The sequence below is a fragment of the Uliginosibacterium silvisoli genome, from assembly GCF_036017035.1.
GTDB classification, from domain to species: domain Bacteria; phylum Pseudomonadota; class Gammaproteobacteria; order Burkholderiales; family Rhodocyclaceae; genus Viridibacterium; species Viridibacterium silvisoli.
The window spans coordinates 1-16,530 of record NZ_JAYXHS010000002.1 but is presented as its reverse complement, the minus strand read 5'-3'; the positions used below and the strand labels follow the sequence as shown (position 1 = coordinate 16,530).

The window sequence follows — 16,530 nt, the reverse complement described above, 5'->3', positions numbered from 1 at the left end:
TCCGAACAAGAGAGAAACGCGCAATGCGCTGGCTGCTGATCAGTATCTGCCTGGGGCTCTTCACCACCTCTGCCTTCGCTTGGGGCCACAAAGGTCACGCTGCAGTCGCAGCACTGGCACAAGCCAACCTAACACCCGCCGCCCTCGCTCAGGTACGCGAACTCCTCGCCGACGATCTGGATCGCTACGAGAAACCCTCGCACCGCAAGACGCTCGCCTCGATCGCCTCATGGGCGGACGAGATACGCGACATCGCACCACCGGACATGTACCGCGGCTGGCACATCCGCGCCAACCAGGTGTGCAGCGACAAGCTCGGCGCCTGCAAGGACGGCAACTGCGTGGACCAACTTATCATCAGATACACAGCAATCCTCAAGGATCGCAGCCAGCCACTACGTGCGCGCAACGAAGCGCTGAAATGGGTCATGCACCTCGTCGGCGATCTGCATCAACCGCTGCATTCCGGCATCAACATCGACAAGGGCAACATCCCGGCCGGCATCGTCGGCGTCGCCACCAGACCCGGCACGACCTTTCACTCGTTGTGGGATACGGACATTGCTGAACTCGCGCTGAGGAGCGGGCCGCTGCAGGGGCGCCTCAGCGACAACACGCCGTTGCCCGCCGATGCACCGACCGAGTGGATGAAAGAATCACGCGACGTCGCCCGCAAATCAGCTTACGAAGCCCTGCCCGGCTTCACATGCAATGCGCATCTACCGAAACCGCTGATGGTGGATGACGTCTACATGCAGCAGGCTGCAGTCGTGGCGCGCAGGCAGATGGAGAATGCGGGTTTGCGGCTGGCGAATGTGCTGAATGACGCGCTAGCAGAAAAACATTGAGATACCTGGCGGCCCTGTGACCCGCGTTCGCCCAGCAATAAGCGGCCAACGAGGTGAGGCCTTGGTTCGTAGGTCGGAAAAGCAAAGCGCCTTCCGACATCCGGACTCGCAAACGACCATGAGGCGCGTTTGGATGCTCGATGTCGGAAGGCGCTTTGCTTTTCCGACCTACATACTGCAGGTGCTTTACGCCAGTTTTGGCGACATCACGATCATCGCAACACAGAACGGGGACAAGCCTTTGACACCTTGCTGACAGAGCCTTCGCGCGAAAGCTCTGGCTCGGCGCGTCATTCCTGCGTGCAGGCCAATCAGCGACAGCTAGAACAGATCTACTTGCGATACTCGGTCGCCCACCCGTAAGCCGTCAGCTAAGTGAAGGCCAGCACCATCGCCAGCGCCGGTACCACCGCCACGTATTGCGCGCAGGTAAGTGGATCCTTCTGCAGCAAGAGCTGGGTTAGCACGGGCGTTAGCCGCCGAAGATGACGTAGGCGATGTTGTAGGAAAAGGACAGGCCGGAGCCGGATGTTCATCCACAAACGCGGACGCCTATTCGAAACATCCGGCCGTCGTCCAGTAGCTCCATCGAGAGGGATCGCCCAGGAAAGGTTGTGGCGAAGCACGCCGTTGAAATGCATGAGTCCCCTCACGACATCTCTTGAAGCGGCCAGACCTCCACGACGCCTTGAGCCACCGCACATGGTGCCTTCGAGACCAGTGCAATAGCCTCCTGCAGGTCTTTTGCATCCACCACTGCAAATCCTGCAATTGGCAAGCTGCTATGCAAGAAGGCGCCGGCCGTTGTTTGAACGCCAGCGTCGTTGTGGTTTCTCACCTGTACCGGTGCACCCGCAATCCCGATCAAAGCACCACCAGCACGCATTCTTGCGTCATGAGCGTGTGCCGCTTCGCGCACAGCTTGATCGGTACTCTCGTAGCCGCGCTCGTCTCCATACCCAATCGTGATGAACTTTGCCATGTCAGTTCTCCTGGCCAAGGAACACACAATCATTGGTAGCAAGTGGCTCTCCCGGCCGCTGTCAGCACGCGACCAGACGTGCCCTCTCGGTTTCCATCGAGAAGACGCTTTCCGGCCTTCGACCACCAAGCGCCGCTCGTGTCAAACCTTACTTGCGATACGCGTTCGCCCAGCCGTAAGCCGCCAACGAAGTGAAGGCCAGCACCATCGCAAGCACCGACACCACTGCCACGTAGTGCGCGCCGGCGAGTACATCCTTCTGCAGCCACAGCTGGGTCAGCACGGGCGTGAGGCCGCCGAAGATCGCGTAGGCGATGTTGTAGGAGAAGGACAGGCCTGAGTAGCGGATGGCGGGCGGGAAGGCACGCACGCCGACGATGGCCATGGTGGCGATGGAGCCGACGAAGAAACCCATCAGGCCGTAGTTGAACACCAGCGCGCCGTAGCTCACACCGCCGGGTAGCGCAGTGAAGAAGTGGTAGGCGCTCAGCGTGAGGCCGCCCCAGCAGAGCAGCAGCGTGATGCGCATGCCGATGCGGTCGGCCAGAGCGCCGAAAACGCCACAGCCGATCACCAGCATCAGCGTACCCACGCAGTTGGCTTCCAGCGCATCGGCAGGAGCGATGTGATACATCTTCTGCAGCAGGGTCGGCGTCATGAGGATCAGCACGACCACTGCCGTCGACAACGACCATGTGTAGGCCGCCGTCAGGATGCAGGCCGCACGGTGTTCGCGCAGCACGGTCTTGACGGGCAGTTCGTGAGCGAGCGCACGCTTCGCTGCGAGTTCGCGGAACACCGGCGTCTCCGACAGGAATCGACGCAGATACACCGAAATGAAACCGAACAGGCCTCCCAGGATGAAGGGAATGCGCCACGCGTAGCTGGCGATCTCGTCCGTCGAGTAGCTGCGGTTGATGGCAATGGCGACCAGCGAACCGAGCAGGATGCCGCCACAGATGCCCGAGGTCAGAACGCCGACGCTGAAACCGGAGTTGCGTGGCGGTACGTGCTCGGACACGAAGACCCATGCGCCCGGCATCTCTCCGCCGATTGCTGCGCCCTGCAGCACGCGCATCGCGAGCAGCAACAGTGGCGCAGCGACACCGATCACCTCGTAGGTGGGCAGCAGGCCGATGATCAGGGTGGGCGCCGCCATGAGGAAGATGGACAGCGTGAACATGCGCTTGCGGCCGAGCTTGTCGCCATAGTGCGCGATGATGATGCCGCCCACAGGACGCGCCAGGTAGCCCGCCGCGAAGATGCCCAGCGTCTGCAACTGAATCATCCAGTCGGGCAGCGTCGACGGGAAGAACAGGTGGCCCAGCGTCGCCGAGAAGAACACGAAGATGACGAAGTCGTAGAACTCCAGCGTGCCGCCAAGTGCGGAGAGGGAAAGCGTCTTGTAGTCCTCGCGTCCGAGGGCGCGGGACGGGGCTGTGGTCGAGTCCTGGGTGTTCATGGTGTGGTTCAGCGCGCCAGCCCGAAGGCATGAATGAGATGCGGCCCGGCTTGCACGTGGCGCGGAATCGGCAAGCCAGTCCGGAACGGCCATTCGCGTCTCCTGGACGGCGCGACCGAACCTGCGATGGTATGCCCTCGCTACGTGCAGGGCAATTTCGGAGCCGCTTACGTAACACGTCGCCACAAATGAAAACCCCGCCAGGCCCTCCGATCTGACGGGGTTTTGTTGCAGCTCAAGAGCAGGCCATCCGGCCGCTCAGGCCCTGCGCATCGCCATAACGCGCTACTACCCGAACGAAATCCTCGGCAGCCACAAAGCAATTTCCGGGAAGTGGATCAGGATCGCCGTCATCACGATCATGGTCAGGAAGAACGGGATCGTGCCTTGGAACACTTCCTTGATCGTGCCTTCGCCACGCACGCCCTGGATCACGTAGAGCGTCATACCGACTGGTGGGCTGATCAACGAGATCTCGCACATCAGCACCATGAACACGCCGAAGAACACGGGGTCGATGCCGGCCGCGACCGTGAGCGGGAATACCAGCGGGACCGTGCCAACCAGCATCGGCAGCGTCTCGAAGAAGATGCCGAGCAGCAGGTAGAAGACCGCCAGCACCCACAGCAACTGCACGGCTGACACGTGCAATGACTGCACGACACCTGCAAGCGATTGCGTGACGCCAAGCAGGCCGAGCACGAAGTTGAGGTAGAAGGCCATGGTGAGGATCAGCAGGCTCATGGCCGTGAGGCGCAGCGTGGCGCGGAAGGCCTCATGCATCATGCGCACCGACAACTGACCGTACAGCCAGGCGATCGGCAGCGCGACGACCACGCCCAGTGCGGCACTCTCGGTGACCGTCGCCCAGCCGGTATAGATGCAGCCCATCACCACGCCGAAGATCACCAGTGGCGCCAGCAGATGGCGCAGGCGGCCGAGCTTCTCACGCAGCGGCGCAGGCGCCTCCTTGGTACCCATCAGCTTCGGGCGGTACAACGCCATGCCGATGATGGTGCCCATGAACAGCAAGGTCATCAGAGCACCTGGAACGATGCCCGCAGCATACAGTCGCCCGGCTGAGGTATTCGTCATCGCGCCGTAGATCAGGAAAGCGATGCCCGGCGGAATGAGATTGCCGAGACTTGCGCCAGCCGCAATCGAGCCCAGCACCATGCGCTGGTCGTACTTGCGCGTCTTGAAGGTCGGCAGCGCGACGGTGGAGATCGTCGCAGCGGTCGCCACCGACGAACCCGAAACTGCGGAGAACAATGCGGAGGCGCCGATGTTGGTGTGCAGCAGGCCGCCGGGGAGGAAGTTGAGCCAGTCGGCGAGCGACTTGTACATCTTGTCCGTCGTGCCGCTGCGCACCAGTATCTCGCCGAGCAGGATGTACAGCGGAATGGAGAGCAGCACGTAGTCCTCGTTCGCCGCCCACAGCTCGTTGCCGACAGCATTTACCGCGGGCATGCCGAGATAGAGCGCGGAGCCGATGATGGCGGTAACGAACATCGTCGTCGCCACGTGCAGCCCCAGGAACATCAGCCCCATCATGATGAGGAAGCCGATGCCGATTTCGATTGGGCCGATCATGATTGCGCTCCTGCTTCCTTCAACGCGTTCTGCTGGCGCACCTGCTCGAGCACCTCACCCGCCTCGCTCTCGATTTCCTCTTCCAGCGTCTGCGGTCCGTAAGCCTTGTTGAGCGCTTCGTGCTTGCCCTTCACCAGCAGCAGGAGCGAATGGCCGGCGAGATAAACGCAAGCAACCGCGAACACGATCCAGCCGAAGAACCATATGCTTTGCGGAATCCACATCGGCGTCTGCAACGGCGTCGTGGCGCGGCTCTGGAATTCGATGGACTCCGACAGCACCACCCAGGCACGCGAGATGCAGAACAAGGCCATCGCGGCCAATGTCACCATGGCAAGGCAGTTGAACACCGCACGCGCCTTGAAGGGCAGCTTACCGACCATGAAATCGATACGCGTATGACCGCGTGTGATCAAGGTATAGGAGTAACCAATCGCGGCCGAGACGGCCAGCGTATAGCCGCCCACTTCGTCGATACCCTGCAGGCTGAAACTGAACACCTTGCGCGTCACCATCTCGACGCAGGTGAGAAGTGACAGCGCGACGAGCCACCAGCCGACAATGATGACGAGCGTGTCGACGAGTCGGGTCAGCGCTCGGGAGAACAGGTTTTCGGGCATGGTGTGTCCTTGTATTGCTTGTCCGTCAAACAGGGCTTAGGGCGTGTCACAAGGGGAGCGAGCGCGCCGCTGGCAAGGCGGCCCGCGCAGAGCAGTGCTAAGGCACGGCGAGCGGGCCAACGCAGCCAGCGGTGCGCGCAGCCCCCTTGTTACGCGTCCTATTTGATGGAGTAGCCTCGGGCTTTTCCTACTGTCGAGTTCCAGACCTCGCTGCACTTCGGATCAACCTTGTTGCAGGTGTCTTTCCACAGCGGCAACACCACCGTGCTCACCGCCGTCTTGACCTTCTGCGCATCGGCCGGCGCCACTGCGACGAGATTCATCTTGAACTTCACGCCTTCCTTGCAAGGCTCGGCGCCGATATTGCAGTTCATGGCATCGGCATTTGCGGTCTCGGCGAGCTTCCACATCTGGTCTTCCATGTTCTTGAAGGCCGCCATGGTTTTCTTCTGCACTTCCGGCGTGAGCTTGTTCCAGTAGTCGAGGTTCATGAAGTGTCCCTGCACGGAGCCGGACACCGACAGCGGCAGGAAGTAGTTCGTCACTTCAGGCCACTTGCCTGCGTTGCCCGATGTCGGCGAGGTCACGCCACAGTCGGCCACACCACGCTGCAGGGCTGGATACACCTCTGAGAACTGCAGTGTCACCGGCGTCGCGCCGAGGCTCTGGATCAGTGCGGCCATCGACGGTGTGAAGCTGCGCACTTTCATGCCCTTCACATCGTCGATGGTCTTGATCGGTTTGTTGCAGTAGAAGACCTGCGGGCCGAACGGCCACAGCGTCATGACCTTTGCATTGAAGCGCTTCTGCAGGCGCTCGTCGAACACCTGACGATAGGCATCGACTGCAGCGCGCAGGTCGGCGAGATTGGTCGACACGCCGATCAGGTCGACGCCTTCGAAGAACGGGTCATCACGAGAAGCCATGCCGATCTGCACGCTCATCACATCGAAGGTGCCAGAGCGAAGCATGCGCAGCGCGTCAGCGGCCTGTACACCTACCGTGTCCATCGGGTTGTAATTGATCGCCATCGGGATGCCGAGGATCTTCGGCAGATTGCCGAAGAACGGCTTCTCGATGTTGTCCACGTGCTTGGTGTTGGACGAGAAGTTGCCGGCGATGCGCATGCCGGTCGGGTTGTCGGCCAGCGCGACGGAGCTGCTACAGACCAGCGTTGCGGCGAGTGCCAGGGAAGAGAATTTCTTGGCGGTGGATTTCATGAGTGACTCCTTGAGAACGTTCGTGAGGAATTCGGTTGCGCGAGGCCTGGGGGCTATTCGCGATTTCTGGAAAAGATCGTCATCCCGGCGAAGGCCGGGATCCAGTACCGGACGCTGGATCTGGATCCCGGCCTTCGCCGGGATGACGTGAAGTGGGGTGTGTTGCAGCGCCATCGCCAACCCAGCGCGAGAAACCAACGTCTTGTTGCGATGCGCGCAGATACATCGCGCGATAGGCCACGGCCAGTTCCGCAGCGGACACGCTGGCGTGTGCAAGGCCAGCGGCGTAGTCCTTCATCAACTCGCGCGCTTCGCGGCGCAGTGCACGTGCGTCGATCGTCGTCACCCTGCCCTGCTCGTACACGACGCGGCCATTGACGATGGTGTAGCGCACCGATGTGCCGTCTTCAGCGAACACCAGTTGGCGGCGTAGATCGTTGAGCGGCGTGAAGGCATGCGTGTCGAGATCGAGCAGTGCGATATCGGCGAGCGCGCCGACCGTAAGTTCGCCCAGTTCGCCCTCCTGCAGCAGCGCACGTGCGCCACCGCGCGTGGCGGCGTGCAGCATTTCGGGCGCACGCGGCCAGTCGCGATATTCGGGGTCGGCAATCGTCTGCAGCAGCGCCGCTGTCTTCGCGACCTGCCAGAGGTTGGTGGTGTCGTCGGTGTTCATCTCGTCCGTCCCGATGCACACCGGCACGCCTGCATTGCGCAGTCGCCGCCAGGGCATCACACCGCTGCCCAAACGCAAGTTACATACCGGATTGTGGGCAACGCTGCAGCCGGCTTCGACCAGCAACTGGATATCAGCGTCGTCTACCCAGATGGCGTGAATGACCATCATGCGTCGATCCAGAAGACCCAGATCCGCGACGTACTGGATCAGCGATTTGCCGAACTCTTCCTCGCCCAGAACGCGCTGAAGCTTGGTCTCGAGGATGTGTATGTTGAAAGGCAGATTATGTTTATGCGAGAGCGCGGAAAGGCCTTCGAAATAGTCCTGCGTCACGCGCTGCGGGGCCGAACAGGACACTGCAGCGCGTAGACGCCCTGCCTCTGCACCGTGCCAGTGCTCGATGAAATCCGTGTAGAGCGCCAGCAGCTCATCCGTACTCTGACGCGGCGCTGCATCCATCGCCGCGCGCTGCGCTGGTGTGAGCAGCTCTTCGAGAAAAGGATACTTGTCGTACTCGACGATGTTCGGCTGATCGATGGCCACCGTCGCGCGAATGCCGACGTCCGCGTAGGCCTGCATGATGGCATCGACGCTTTCGCGCGTTGCGATCGGCACGTGGTACGCATCGTCGTGCACGGCGGTGATGCCCCGCTCCAGCATCTCCAGTGCGCCGAGTGCGGTGCGTACATAGATCAGGCGCTCGCTGTCGCCACTGTTCGCCAGCGGCGGCACCTCGTGCAGCATGAACAGCTCGAGCGGCAGTCCGTCGAGGCAACCCTTCATGAGATTGCCGGAGGAATGGAAGTGCGCGTTGATCAGGCCGGGCATCGCCAGCATGCCATCCGCATCGATGACACGCGCAGCCTGCTGCAGGTATGGCAGACCCGCGTCTGGCCCGATCGCGACGATGCGCCCGGCTTCAATGTAAATGTCCGCACGCGGCCACTCGCGATCGGCGGCGTCGAGGCACAGCACCTGTGCGTTACGGATCAGCAAGCTGGCACTCACGGTTGCAGCCCGAACAAAGAGCCCCAGCGCGGCGCGGCAGGGCTCGTATCGACACCACAGACATGCAGTGCCGACCACACGCCCAGCGCCGTGCTGTCTAACACGGGGACACCCAGCTCGGCCTCCAGCGGTGCGGCCACCACAGCAGCGGGGAAATTCGTGCAGAGACAGACAATGGCCTCCGGCCGTGCAAGCATCACGCCATGCGCCATCTCGCGAATCCTGTCGAGTGGCACGCAGGCATAGGAGAGGTTGTCGGAAAGGCCGGCATGCGCCTCGGCCACGCAGTCATAGCCTTCACGCGCAAGGCAATCCAGCGCACTCTTCTGCCCGGCATCGGAATAAGGCGTGACGACGGCGATGCGTGTGATGCCGCGCACCGCCAGCGCAATCTTCAGCCCCAGGATGGACGTCGTCGCGGTGATGCCCGTGTGCGCCTGTATCTCGCTGGCCAGCGCCACATCATGCGCGAAGCCGATGCCCGCGCCCTTGCTGCCGTTCCACACCAGCACGTCGGGCCTGGCGTGCGTGAGCAGTTGCGCGGCAGCGAGGATGCCTTCGTAGGCATAGGCGTCGGGTGACGGATCCTTGCTACCGAACACAGGCGTGCGCGAGAAATGCGGCGACACGGTCGGCAGGTCGCGCAGCACCCCTTGGGTAATGCGCTCGACCACCGTGTTACCGGAGGGGGTAATGACGCCTATGAACTGGTGCTGCGCTGCATAGGCGGCGGCTGCGCTGGCCGGAATCACGGAGTCGAGCGACACCTGCATCACTCCTTCCAGCGATACGTGGTGTAGCCCCAGGGCGCCGTCACCAACGTGAGATGGTAGCGTGTGGTCTTCGCAGGCACATTGAAGAAGTGCACCACGCGATCGAAGAAGGCCGGCGTCGGCAGGTAGGCACGCGCCTTGAAGTAATCCGCATGGAAAAACTCGACCATATAGTTTCCAGGCACCAGGGTGTCGCCGGACATCAGCGGCTCGAGTGGCCGGCCGGTATCAGTCGTCACGGTGCTCTTCACGACCTTCCAGCCACTACCGTCCGGCACCGACAGATCAACACGCATGCCGCCACCAGGGCGACCGCTGTAGGTATCCAGCACGTGACAGGTCAGTTGCCCGGGGGCGCCCGGTGTCTGTGCCTCGGCATCCGGTGCGAAACCGGCCATGGCGCCGAAGGCACCCATCGCCATGCTCGCACCGAGGAAGCCGCGGCGGTCCATGCGCACATCGTCCAGCAGGTCGCGGAACATGAAGCGGCGACGCTGTTCGTCCGGCGCGCCCGTTTCATCCGCTGCAGTCGGCAGTTCGACGAGGTCTTGTCCAATGATTTCCTTGCTCATGACGCTCTCCTCACTGGCCGCGATAGGTGGTGTAGCCCCAGGGCGAAAACAGCACCGGGACGTGATAGTTCTGGGTTGCATCGAACACCGTGAAGCGCACGGGCAGCTTGTCGAAGAACGGGCCGCTTTCGAGCTTGATGCCCTTCTTCGCGTAGTACTCGGCGACGTACACCTCGAACTGGTAGCTGCCGGTGGCGATGGTGTCGCCCGACATCAGCGGGTCGGCCGTGCGGCCGACTTCGTTGGTGGTGATGGAGCGGATCAGCTTGTAGCTGCCACCTTCGAGCTTCGAGAAATCGACGCGGATATTGCCCGCGCCTTCGCCGGATACGGTATCCAGCATGTGCATGGAAAGCCTTGCCATTTCAGGTCCTTTTTAACGGGTGATGAGTAACGGGAAACGCATGCGATCAGTAACCCATGGCGCGTGGCAGCCAGGTCACGATGGGCGGGAACAGCATGCAGAGAAGCAATAGCGCGTACTGCGAAACGATGAAGGGCAGCACCGCCCAGGTGATGTCGCCCATCTTCACTTTCGTCACCCCCGAGACGACGAAAAGCACCACACCCACCGGCGGCGTGAGCATGCCGATGACGAGGTTGTAGACGAACAGGAAACCGAACAGCAGCGGATCGATGCCGTATTGCAGGGCCAGCGGGTGCAGCAGCGGCACCAGCATGATGTACGCCGCATTCGACTCCATCGCCGTGCCGACCAGCAGCAGCACGACGGCCACCAGCAGGTTGAACATCAACGGATCGGTGGTGACGCCACGCATCCAGGCCGTGAGATGTTGCGGCAGCATGTCTACCGTCATCAGGAAGGTCACGGTGGAAGCGAAGGCGATCATGGCGCCGACCACGGCCGTCATCAGCGCAGAGCGCACGAAGACTTCGGGCAGGTCCTTGACCTTGAGCTGACGCGTGACGAAGAAGCCGATGAACAGCGCGAACACCACGCCGATACCAGCACCTTCGGTGGCGGTGAAAATGCCGCCGACGATGCCGCCGATACATACGATGGGCATCAGCAACGTAATGAAGGAACGCCGCGTTTGCCGCACGATGTTGCGCACCGTGACGGGCTCGCCAGTCAGCGGGTAGTTGCGCTTCTTCGCGATGTACCAGCACTGGAACATGAAGATCGCGGTGAGCAGGATGCCGGGCACCGTGCCTGCCATGAACAGGCCACCGACCGACACGCTCGGGCCAGCCATGAAGGCGTACACGATCATCGCGCCAGATGGCGGAATGATGGGCCCCAGATTCGCCGAGGCCGATATCACCGCCGTCGAGAAGCGTTCGTCATAGTTCTTTTTCAGCGACGGGTGCATCGTCGATGCCAGCGCACTGGCATCTGATACAGCGCTGCCAGACACGGCCGACAACACCGCACCGGCCAGCATCGCGACTTGTGCCAGACCACCGCGCACGCGACCGATGAAGGCGTTGGCGAAGTCGATCATCTGCTCCATCAGGCCGGCCTTGATCATCAACTCGCCGGCCACCATGAACAGCGGGATGGACAGCAGCGGGAACGAGTCCAGCGAATTGATCATGCGCGACGGCAGCATGTTGAAATCGATGTCGCTGGCCGCCAAGCCGCCCATCGCACCCATGCCGATGGCGAACGACAATGGCATTCCCAGCAGCGCGAAGGCCACGAAGACCCAGGTCATCAGCGCGCTCATTCGATCGCTCCTTCACCACTTGGGCTCTGGCCAAGAATGGCCAGGCGCACCAGCTCCAGTGCCGACAGCGCCGCGCCAACCACGATGGCCATCACGAACCAGGCGGCACTGCCATTCATCGACGACAGCTTCTCGTCCCATTGGTCAAAGGCCAGCACGGCGGACTCGTAACAGACGATGCACATCATCCCCGCAGCAATGCCGTCCATGAGACGCGCCAGCATCACGCGATACGCCTCGGGCAGGCGCTCGGTAAGCATCACCATGCCGATGTGCAGGTGCTCGCGAATCGCCATCGCGATGGCGAGAAAGATCGACCACACGAAGGCGAGACGCGACAGCTCGTCAGCCCAGTCGATGGAGCTGTTGAGCAGGTAGCGCGCAACGACTTGCGCAAACACCAGCACCACCATGAGCGTCACCAGTAGCACCAGCGTCCAGTAGTTGATGCGATGCAGTGCGTCGAGCATGGTGGTCAGCGGACGCAACAGCAAGGCCGCAGCGCCGCCCCCCGGCGGCGCGGGCAGGATTTCGGTATTCATGAGTTATCTCCCCGCGACTGGCCACTGGCTCAGAAGCGCTGACAAATTGAAGCGAAGCGAAACGATTCTGGCCAGGCGTGCCGGCGAGGCCAGAATCATTTTGTCGACGCTTCTCAGCCGCCGGCTTTCTTGACTTCAGCCAGCACCTGATCGACGAAAGGTGCGCCGAGACGCTTCTTCACTTCGTCCACCACGCCTGCCGTGGCCTTCCTCATCGCCTCGCGTTCGCTGGCGGGGAGCTCGGTATAGACCATGCCCTTCTTCTGCAGCTCGACCAGCGAATCGGCGTCAGCCTTCACCGACACGCCCCGCTGCCACTTGATTGCATTTGTCATGGCCGTACGCAGGATCTTCTGCTGATCCGCAGGCAGGGCTTCGATCTTCTTCTTGTTGGCGACGACCGAGATGAAGTCGAAGAAGTGGCCGGTGTTGGAGACGTACTTCTGCACCTCGAAGAAGCGGCTGGCGAGGATCAGCGCGAAAGGATTGTCCTGGCCGTCGATGACCTTCTGGTCGAGCGCGGAGTACACCTCCTTGATGTCCATCGGCAGCGGATTAGCCCCCAGCGCGCGGAAAGTGGCGAGGTGCGTCTCGATCGGCTGCATGCGGATCTTCAGACCCTTCAGGTCAGCCATGGTCTTCACCGGACGCTGGCTATTGGTCACCTGGCGCGAGCCCAGCTCCATGAAACCCAACGAGGTGAAGCCCTTGTCAGCCATTTTGGCCTCGATCAGGTCCACCGCCGGGCCATCCATCACCTTGTAGGCGACCTCGCGGCTCGGGAACATGAACGGCATGCTCACCGCTTCGAGTTCCGGCACGGTGCGCGACAGGAACGCCATGCCGACCCAACACATGTCAATGGTGCCCGAGCGCGTCTGCGTCACGTTCTCCTGCGCACCGCCGAGCTGCTGGTTGTCGAACACGTCGATGATCAGCGCACCCTTGCTGGCGCTATCGACTTCTTTCTTGAACATCTGCATCGCCATCGACGAGGAGTGGTCGGGCGCGAAGTTGCCGGCGATGCGCAGATGCGTTTGCGCGGACACGGCAGCAGAGAAACAGACGAGGCCGAAAGCAGCGACGAGACTGCGAACAACCGGCTTGTATTGCGACTTGTATGACATGGCAAAACCCCTTGCTTGACTGGATTGGCGAAAGTGTTTTTCAAATTGTATGCAATCCATTATTGGCAAAAGATTCGGCATGTCAACAATTAAATGCTATATTAATCAATATGTTGTACGACCCATCCGCGTTCCAATGCAGTGCATATGAGCCCAACAAGGTGCATGATTGGATACAATTTATCAAACCGCTGTACGCAATCTGGTGCAGCCATGAAAGCGGTGTGTTGCAGCGTGGTGCAGACCCGGCGGCAAGCCGCAGAAAGACTGACGCGAGCCAATGCTGCAAACTGGCGCATGCGTCATCGCGACGAGATGTGTGGCGCGACGGACAAGCAGGCGAGGAGCGCAGAAAATGAATCAGGACGGTGCAAGGACCGGAAAGGCAGCAACCGTGAAAGAGGCAAAAAAAGTTGGTGCAGCAGCGAAAATTGCGTCGGGAACGACCAAAACCGCTCCCGTGAAAGCCACGCGGAAGACTTCTGCGAAGAAGGAAGCCGGTACTTTGGCTCCACGCACGCGCGCGGCCAGAGCCACGAAAGAAGTGAAGCAGCCGAGCTCGGATGAAATTCATGAACGCATCATGTCGGCGATCATGGAACACAAGCTGCCGCCCGGCACGCAGCTGGTGGAAGAGCGCCTCGCACGCATATTCAATGTGAGTCGCACCAAAGTGCGCGAAGCGATCGGTCGCCTGGTGCATGACCAGATTGCGACCAATATCCCGAATCGCGGCGCCTTCGTCAGCAGCCCCACTTCGCAGGAAGCGCGCGACGTGTTCTTCGCGCGCCGCCTCATCGAGCCCACCCTGGCACGCAGCGTCGCCATGAGCGCCACGCCGCAGCAAGTCGCGCAATTACGCGCACATATCAAACGCGAACACACAGCACGCAGCAGCGGTGCGCCGCACGAGATCATTCCGCTGTCCGGCGAATTCCACATCCTGCTGGCGCAACTCTCCGGCAACAGCTTCCTCGTACGCACCCTGCGCGAACTCGAATCGCTCACTGCGCTGATCATCATCCTCTACGACGCACCCGATGAGCATCACTGCCCTTACGACGATCACCCGCTATTGGTAGACGCCATCGAAGCGCATGACGCCGATCGCGCGGCAGAGTTGATGCTGCGGCATCTGGAACATGTCGAGCATTCGCTGAAACTGGAACCGCCGGTTGCGGGGGAGATCGATCTGGAGAGTGTGTTTGCTTAGAACGCCTAAAAAAACGGGCTGCGAATGCGTCTGGCGGCGTTGGCTCACTCGCCGTGCTCATGCACTGATCTGCGCCTGCCGCGCTCTCGCTCCATTTTGTTAGGCGTTCTTAAGACCTCTGCGCCTCGTTATCGGGCTCGCGCTCGCCACCGAGCCCGCTTGAGCTCCCCTCTCCCCAGCCGGGGAGAGGGGTTGGGGAGAGGGTTAACCACATGAAGTCGCTTAGCACTCAACGCCACTGGATTCCCGACTTCGCGGGAATGACGAAAAACTGAAAGCGAATTCATGCGCCTCCTCCTCCTCAACGCCAACACCTCCGACTTCGTCACCCAGCGCGTCGCCAGTACCGCACGCGCAGTCGCCGCGCCCGGCACGGAGATCCTCCCCGTCACCGGCAACTTCGGCGCGCGCGTGATCGCCACCCGCACCGAACTTGCCATCGCCAACCACGCCTGCGTCGATCTGCTCGCTGAACACGCCGAAGGATGCGATGCTGTCGTCATCGCCGTCTCCTACGATGTCGCCCTGCTCGCCGCGCGCGAGATGCTGGAGATCCCCGTCGTCGGCATCACCGAAGCCGCCCTCCTCTCGGCCAGCATGCTCGGCACGCGCATCGGCATCGTGATGTTCGGCCCGCGCGTGCTGCCGCTCTACCAGGAGCTCGCCGCCAGCTATGGACTGGGGGCTCGCATCGCCGGCTGGCGTGCGGTCGACAACGACGCGCCCTACGCCGCGGGCGACCAGAGCGAAGTCGACCGTCTCACCGTCGCGGCGGCCAACGACCTCGTCGCGCGTGACGGCTGCGAGGTCGTCGTGCTGGCTGGCGCCGTCATGGCGGGCGTACCTGCGCGGCTGCAAGCGCAGGTACCCGTCCCGCTGGTCGAAGGCGTGAGCTGCGGTGTGCTGCAGGCCGAGCTGCTGCACCGACTCAAGCCCATGAAAGCAAAGACTGGCAGCCTCGCCGCCCTGCCTGCGCGCGAGAGCGTCGGGTTAAGCGATGCGCTGGTCAAACGCCTCTCGCCATCTGACTGACGCCATGCAGACACGCCGAATCGCCCCCGGGCGAAACAGCCCGCCTCGCACCTTGATCGTCATCCCGGCGAAAGCCGGGATCCAGAACCACGCGTCGTTGCTGGCCCCCCGCCTTCACCAAGGTAACGGCATTCGATTTCACGAAACCCGGACAGGAACGCCACCATGAAAGCCACCTCGACGCCCATGACGCAGCCACTGCGCGAGCACGGCCGCTATGCCTACAGCCCCATCGTCGAGCGCCCGCAGTTCAACTGGCCGGGTGGCAAGCGACTCGCCTTTTACATCGCGCTGAACCTCGAGCACTACGCCTTCAACGAAGGTATTGCCGAAGACCTCGTGCCAGGCATTCCCGCGCCCGACGTCCTCAACAACTCCTGGCGTGACTACGGCAATCGCGTCGGCGCCTGGCGCCTGCACAAGCTGTTCACTGACCTGAAGCTTCCCGTCACCCTGCTTATCAATTCCGCACTCTACGACGCCTGCCCGCAACTGATCGAAGCCTATCGCGCACAAGGTGCCGAAATCGCCGCGCACGGCCGTACGAACTCCGAGCATCAGGGCGGTTTCGATGAGGATACGGAGCGCTGCCTCATCTGCGATGTGCGCGATGCCATCGCTACCCACGAAGGCGCGCGCCCGGCAGGCTGGCTCAGCCCGTGGATCGCAGAAACTCCATTGACCCCGGATCTGCTGCACGAGGCTGGATACCAATACGTCATGGACTGGTGCATGGACGACCAGCCAGTGTGGCTGCATACGCGCAGCGGCCGCATCCTGTCCATGCCCTACCCGCAGGAAATCAACGACAGCGCCGCCATCATCGGCCGCCAGATCGGCGCAGAAGAATTCGCCGACATGATCGTCGATCAGTTCGACGAGATGCTGCTGCAATCGCAGGAGCAACCGCTGGTCATGAGCGTGGCCCTGCATTCGATGATCATCGGCCAGCCCTTCCGCATGCGCCACCTGCGTCGCGCATTGGAATACATCGCGGCACAGCGCGAGAAATGCTGGTTTGCCACGGCAGGACAGATCGCATCACATTTCACGAGGCACGCTCGATAGGCTGGCACCCTGGCCGCCCGAAACACAAACGCCCGGCCAAGTGATTGGCCGGGCGTTTTGTTTTGCATGTTCGCCATCGGTGAAGCCGTGATCGGCTCATGCA

The 16,530-nt window shown here is 61.8% G+C and carries 17 protein-coding genes; 5 read left to right on the top strand and 12 right to left on the bottom strand.

Annotated features, from left to right (window positions below):
• Positions 1–23: 23 nt before the first annotated feature.
• Positions 24–848 carry a S1/P1 nuclease gene (locus VVD49_RS09695; protein WP_327598979.1) on the top strand — a complete coding sequence of 275 codons (825 nt, stop codon included), beginning with the start codon at positions 24–26 and terminating at the stop codon, positions 846–848.
• A 649-nt stretch (positions 849–1,497) separates the two neighbouring features.
• Here the strand turns inward: VVD49_RS09695 and VVD49_RS09690 are convergent.
• The 12 genes from VVD49_RS09690 to VVD49_RS09635 form a co-directional block, all read right to left on the bottom strand.
• Positions 1,498–1,830, bottom strand: coding sequence for a YciI family protein (locus VVD49_RS09690; protein ID WP_327598978.1), 333 nt, complete (start codon positions 1,828–1,830; stop codon positions 1,498–1,500).
• A 148-nt stretch (positions 1,831–1,978) separates the two neighbouring features.
• Positions 1,979–3,292: an MFS transporter gene (locus tag VVD49_RS09685; protein WP_327598977.1), complete on the bottom strand. Its 1,314-nt coding sequence runs from the start codon at positions 3,290–3,292 to the stop codon at positions 1,979–1,981.
• A 288-nt stretch (positions 3,293–3,580) separates the two neighbouring features.
• The gene (locus VVD49_RS09680) at positions 3,581–4,885 is read right to left on the bottom strand and encodes a TRAP transporter large permease (RefSeq protein ID WP_327598976.1); all 1,305 of its coding nucleotides are present in this window, start codon (positions 4,883–4,885) and stop codon (positions 3,581–3,583) included.
• Positions 4,882–5,505, bottom strand: coding sequence for a TRAP transporter small permease subunit (locus VVD49_RS09675; protein WP_327598975.1), 624 nt, complete (start codon positions 5,503–5,505; stop codon positions 4,882–4,884). Before VVD49_RS09675 ends, VVD49_RS09680 begins: the two co-directional genes overlap by 4 nt.
• 158 nt (positions 5,506–5,663) lie before the next feature.
• Complete coding sequence (locus VVD49_RS09670) at positions 5,664–6,725, bottom strand: TRAP transporter substrate-binding protein (protein ID WP_327598974.1); 1,062 nt, start codon at positions 6,723–6,725, stop codon at positions 5,664–5,666.
• Positions 6,726–6,804: 79 nt separating this feature from the next.
• On the bottom strand, positions 6,805–8,409 hold the full coding sequence (locus VVD49_RS09665; RefSeq protein WP_327598973.1) for an amidohydrolase family protein: 1,605 nt from the start codon (positions 8,407–8,409) through the stop codon (positions 6,805–6,807).
• Entirely contained in the window at positions 8,406–9,176 is a 771-nt protein-coding gene (locus VVD49_RS09660; protein ID WP_327598972.1) for a maleate cis-trans isomerase family protein, read from the bottom strand. The genes VVD49_RS09665 and VVD49_RS09660 overlap by 4 nt, the downstream gene beginning before the upstream one ends.
• Before the next feature lie 5 nt (positions 9,177–9,181).
• The gene (gene uraH / locus VVD49_RS09655; RefSeq protein ID WP_327598971.1) at positions 9,182–9,754 is read right to left on the bottom strand and encodes a hydroxyisourate hydrolase; all 573 of its coding nucleotides are present in this window, start codon (positions 9,752–9,754) and stop codon (positions 9,182–9,184) included.
• Between the two features lie 10 nt (positions 9,755–9,764).
• On the bottom strand, positions 9,765–10,118 hold the full coding sequence (gene uraH / locus VVD49_RS09650) for a hydroxyisourate hydrolase (protein ID WP_327598970.1): 354 nt from the start codon (positions 10,116–10,118) through the stop codon (positions 9,765–9,767).
• Positions 10,119–10,164: 46 nt separating this feature from the next.
• Positions 10,165–11,445 (bottom strand): TRAP transporter large permease, encoded by a 1,281-nt coding sequence (locus VVD49_RS09645; protein WP_327598969.1) that lies wholly within the window; start codon positions 11,443–11,445, stop codon positions 10,165–10,167.
• Complete coding sequence (locus tag VVD49_RS09640; RefSeq protein WP_327598968.1) at positions 11,442–11,987, bottom strand: TRAP transporter small permease; 546 nt, start codon at positions 11,985–11,987, stop codon at positions 11,442–11,444. Before VVD49_RS09640 ends, VVD49_RS09645 begins: the two co-directional genes overlap by 4 nt.
• Before the next feature lie 113 nt (positions 11,988–12,100).
• Positions 12,101–13,114 carry a TRAP transporter substrate-binding protein gene (locus VVD49_RS09635; protein WP_327598967.1) on the bottom strand — a complete coding sequence of 338 codons (1,014 nt, stop codon included), beginning with the start codon at positions 13,112–13,114 and terminating at the stop codon, positions 12,101–12,103.
• An 11-nt stretch (positions 13,115–13,125) separates the two neighbouring features.
• Here VVD49_RS09635 and VVD49_RS09630 point away from each other — a divergent pair, with 11 nt between their 5' ends.
• The 4 genes from VVD49_RS09630 (at position 13,126) to VVD49_RS09615 (ending at position 16,427) form a co-directional block, all read left to right on the top strand.
• On the top strand, positions 13,126–13,473 hold the full coding sequence (locus VVD49_RS09630) for a hypothetical protein (RefSeq protein ID WP_327599988.1): 348 nt from the start codon (positions 13,126–13,128) through the stop codon (positions 13,471–13,473).
• Complete coding sequence (locus tag VVD49_RS09625) at positions 13,395–14,327, top strand: GntR family transcriptional regulator (protein ID WP_327598966.1); 933 nt, start codon at positions 13,395–13,397, stop codon at positions 14,325–14,327. Before VVD49_RS09630 ends, VVD49_RS09625 begins: the two co-directional genes overlap by 79 nt.
• Before the next feature lie 285 nt (positions 14,328–14,612).
• Positions 14,613–15,359, top strand: coding sequence for an aspartate/glutamate racemase family protein (locus VVD49_RS09620; protein ID WP_327598965.1), 747 nt, complete (start codon positions 14,613–14,615; stop codon positions 15,357–15,359).
• Between the two features lie 165 nt (positions 15,360–15,524).
• Complete coding sequence (locus tag VVD49_RS09615) at positions 15,525–16,427, top strand: polysaccharide deacetylase family protein (protein ID WP_327598964.1); 903 nt, start codon at positions 15,525–15,527, stop codon at positions 16,425–16,427.
• The last annotated feature ends 103 nt before the right edge of the window (positions 16,428–16,530 follow it).

What these genes read in the sequence shown, in the direction of transcription:
- uraH (WP_327598971.1), bottom strand. Translation starts at nt 9,754, where the DNA reads ATGAGCAAGGAAATCATTGGACAAGACCTCGTCGAACTGCCGACTGCA.
- VVD49_RS09645 (WP_327598969.1), bottom strand. Translation starts at nt 11,445, where the DNA reads ATGAGCGCGCTGATGACCTGGGTCTTCGTGGCCTTCGCGCTGCTGGGA.
- VVD49_RS09640 (WP_327598968.1), bottom strand. Translation starts at nt 11,987, where the DNA reads ATGAATACCGAAATCCTGCCCGCGCCGCCGGGGGGCGGCGCTGCGGCC.
- uraH (WP_327598970.1), bottom strand. Translation starts at nt 10,118, where the DNA reads ATGGCAAGGCTTTCCATGCACATGCTGGATACCGTATCCGGCGAAGGC.
- VVD49_RS09635 (WP_327598967.1), bottom strand. Translation starts at nt 13,114, where the DNA reads ATGTCATACAAGTCGCAATACAAGCCGGTTGTTCGCAGTCTCGTCGCT.
- VVD49_RS09675 (WP_327598975.1), bottom strand. Translation starts at nt 5,505, where the DNA reads ATGCCCGAAAACCTGTTCTCCCGAGCGCTGACCCGACTCGTCGACACG.
- VVD49_RS09625 (WP_327598966.1), top strand. Translation starts at nt 13,395, where the DNA reads ATGCTGCAAACTGGCGCATGCGTCATCGCGACGAGATGTGTGGCGCGA.
- VVD49_RS09670 (WP_327598974.1), bottom strand. Translation starts at nt 6,725, where the DNA reads ATGAAATCCACCGCCAAGAAATTCTCTTCCCTGGCACTCGCCGCAACG.
- VVD49_RS09615 (WP_327598964.1), top strand. Translation starts at nt 15,525, where the DNA reads ATGAAAGCCACCTCGACGCCCATGACGCAGCCACTGCGCGAGCACGGC.
- VVD49_RS09685 (WP_327598977.1), bottom strand. Translation starts at nt 3,292, where the DNA reads ATGAACACCCAGGACTCGACCACAGCCCCGTCCCGCGCCCTCGGACGC.
- VVD49_RS09620 (WP_327598965.1), top strand. Translation starts at nt 14,613, where the DNA reads ATGCGCCTCCTCCTCCTCAACGCCAACACCTCCGACTTCGTCACCCAG.
- VVD49_RS09680 (WP_327598976.1), bottom strand. Translation starts at nt 4,885, where the DNA reads ATGATCGGCCCAATCGAAATCGGCATCGGCTTCCTCATCATGATGGGG.
- VVD49_RS09695 (WP_327598979.1), top strand. Translation starts at nt 24, where the DNA reads ATGCGCTGGCTGCTGATCAGTATCTGCCTGGGGCTCTTCACCACCTCT.
- VVD49_RS09690 (WP_327598978.1), bottom strand. Translation starts at nt 1,830, where the DNA reads ATGGCAAAGTTCATCACGATTGGGTATGGAGACGAGCGCGGCTACGAG.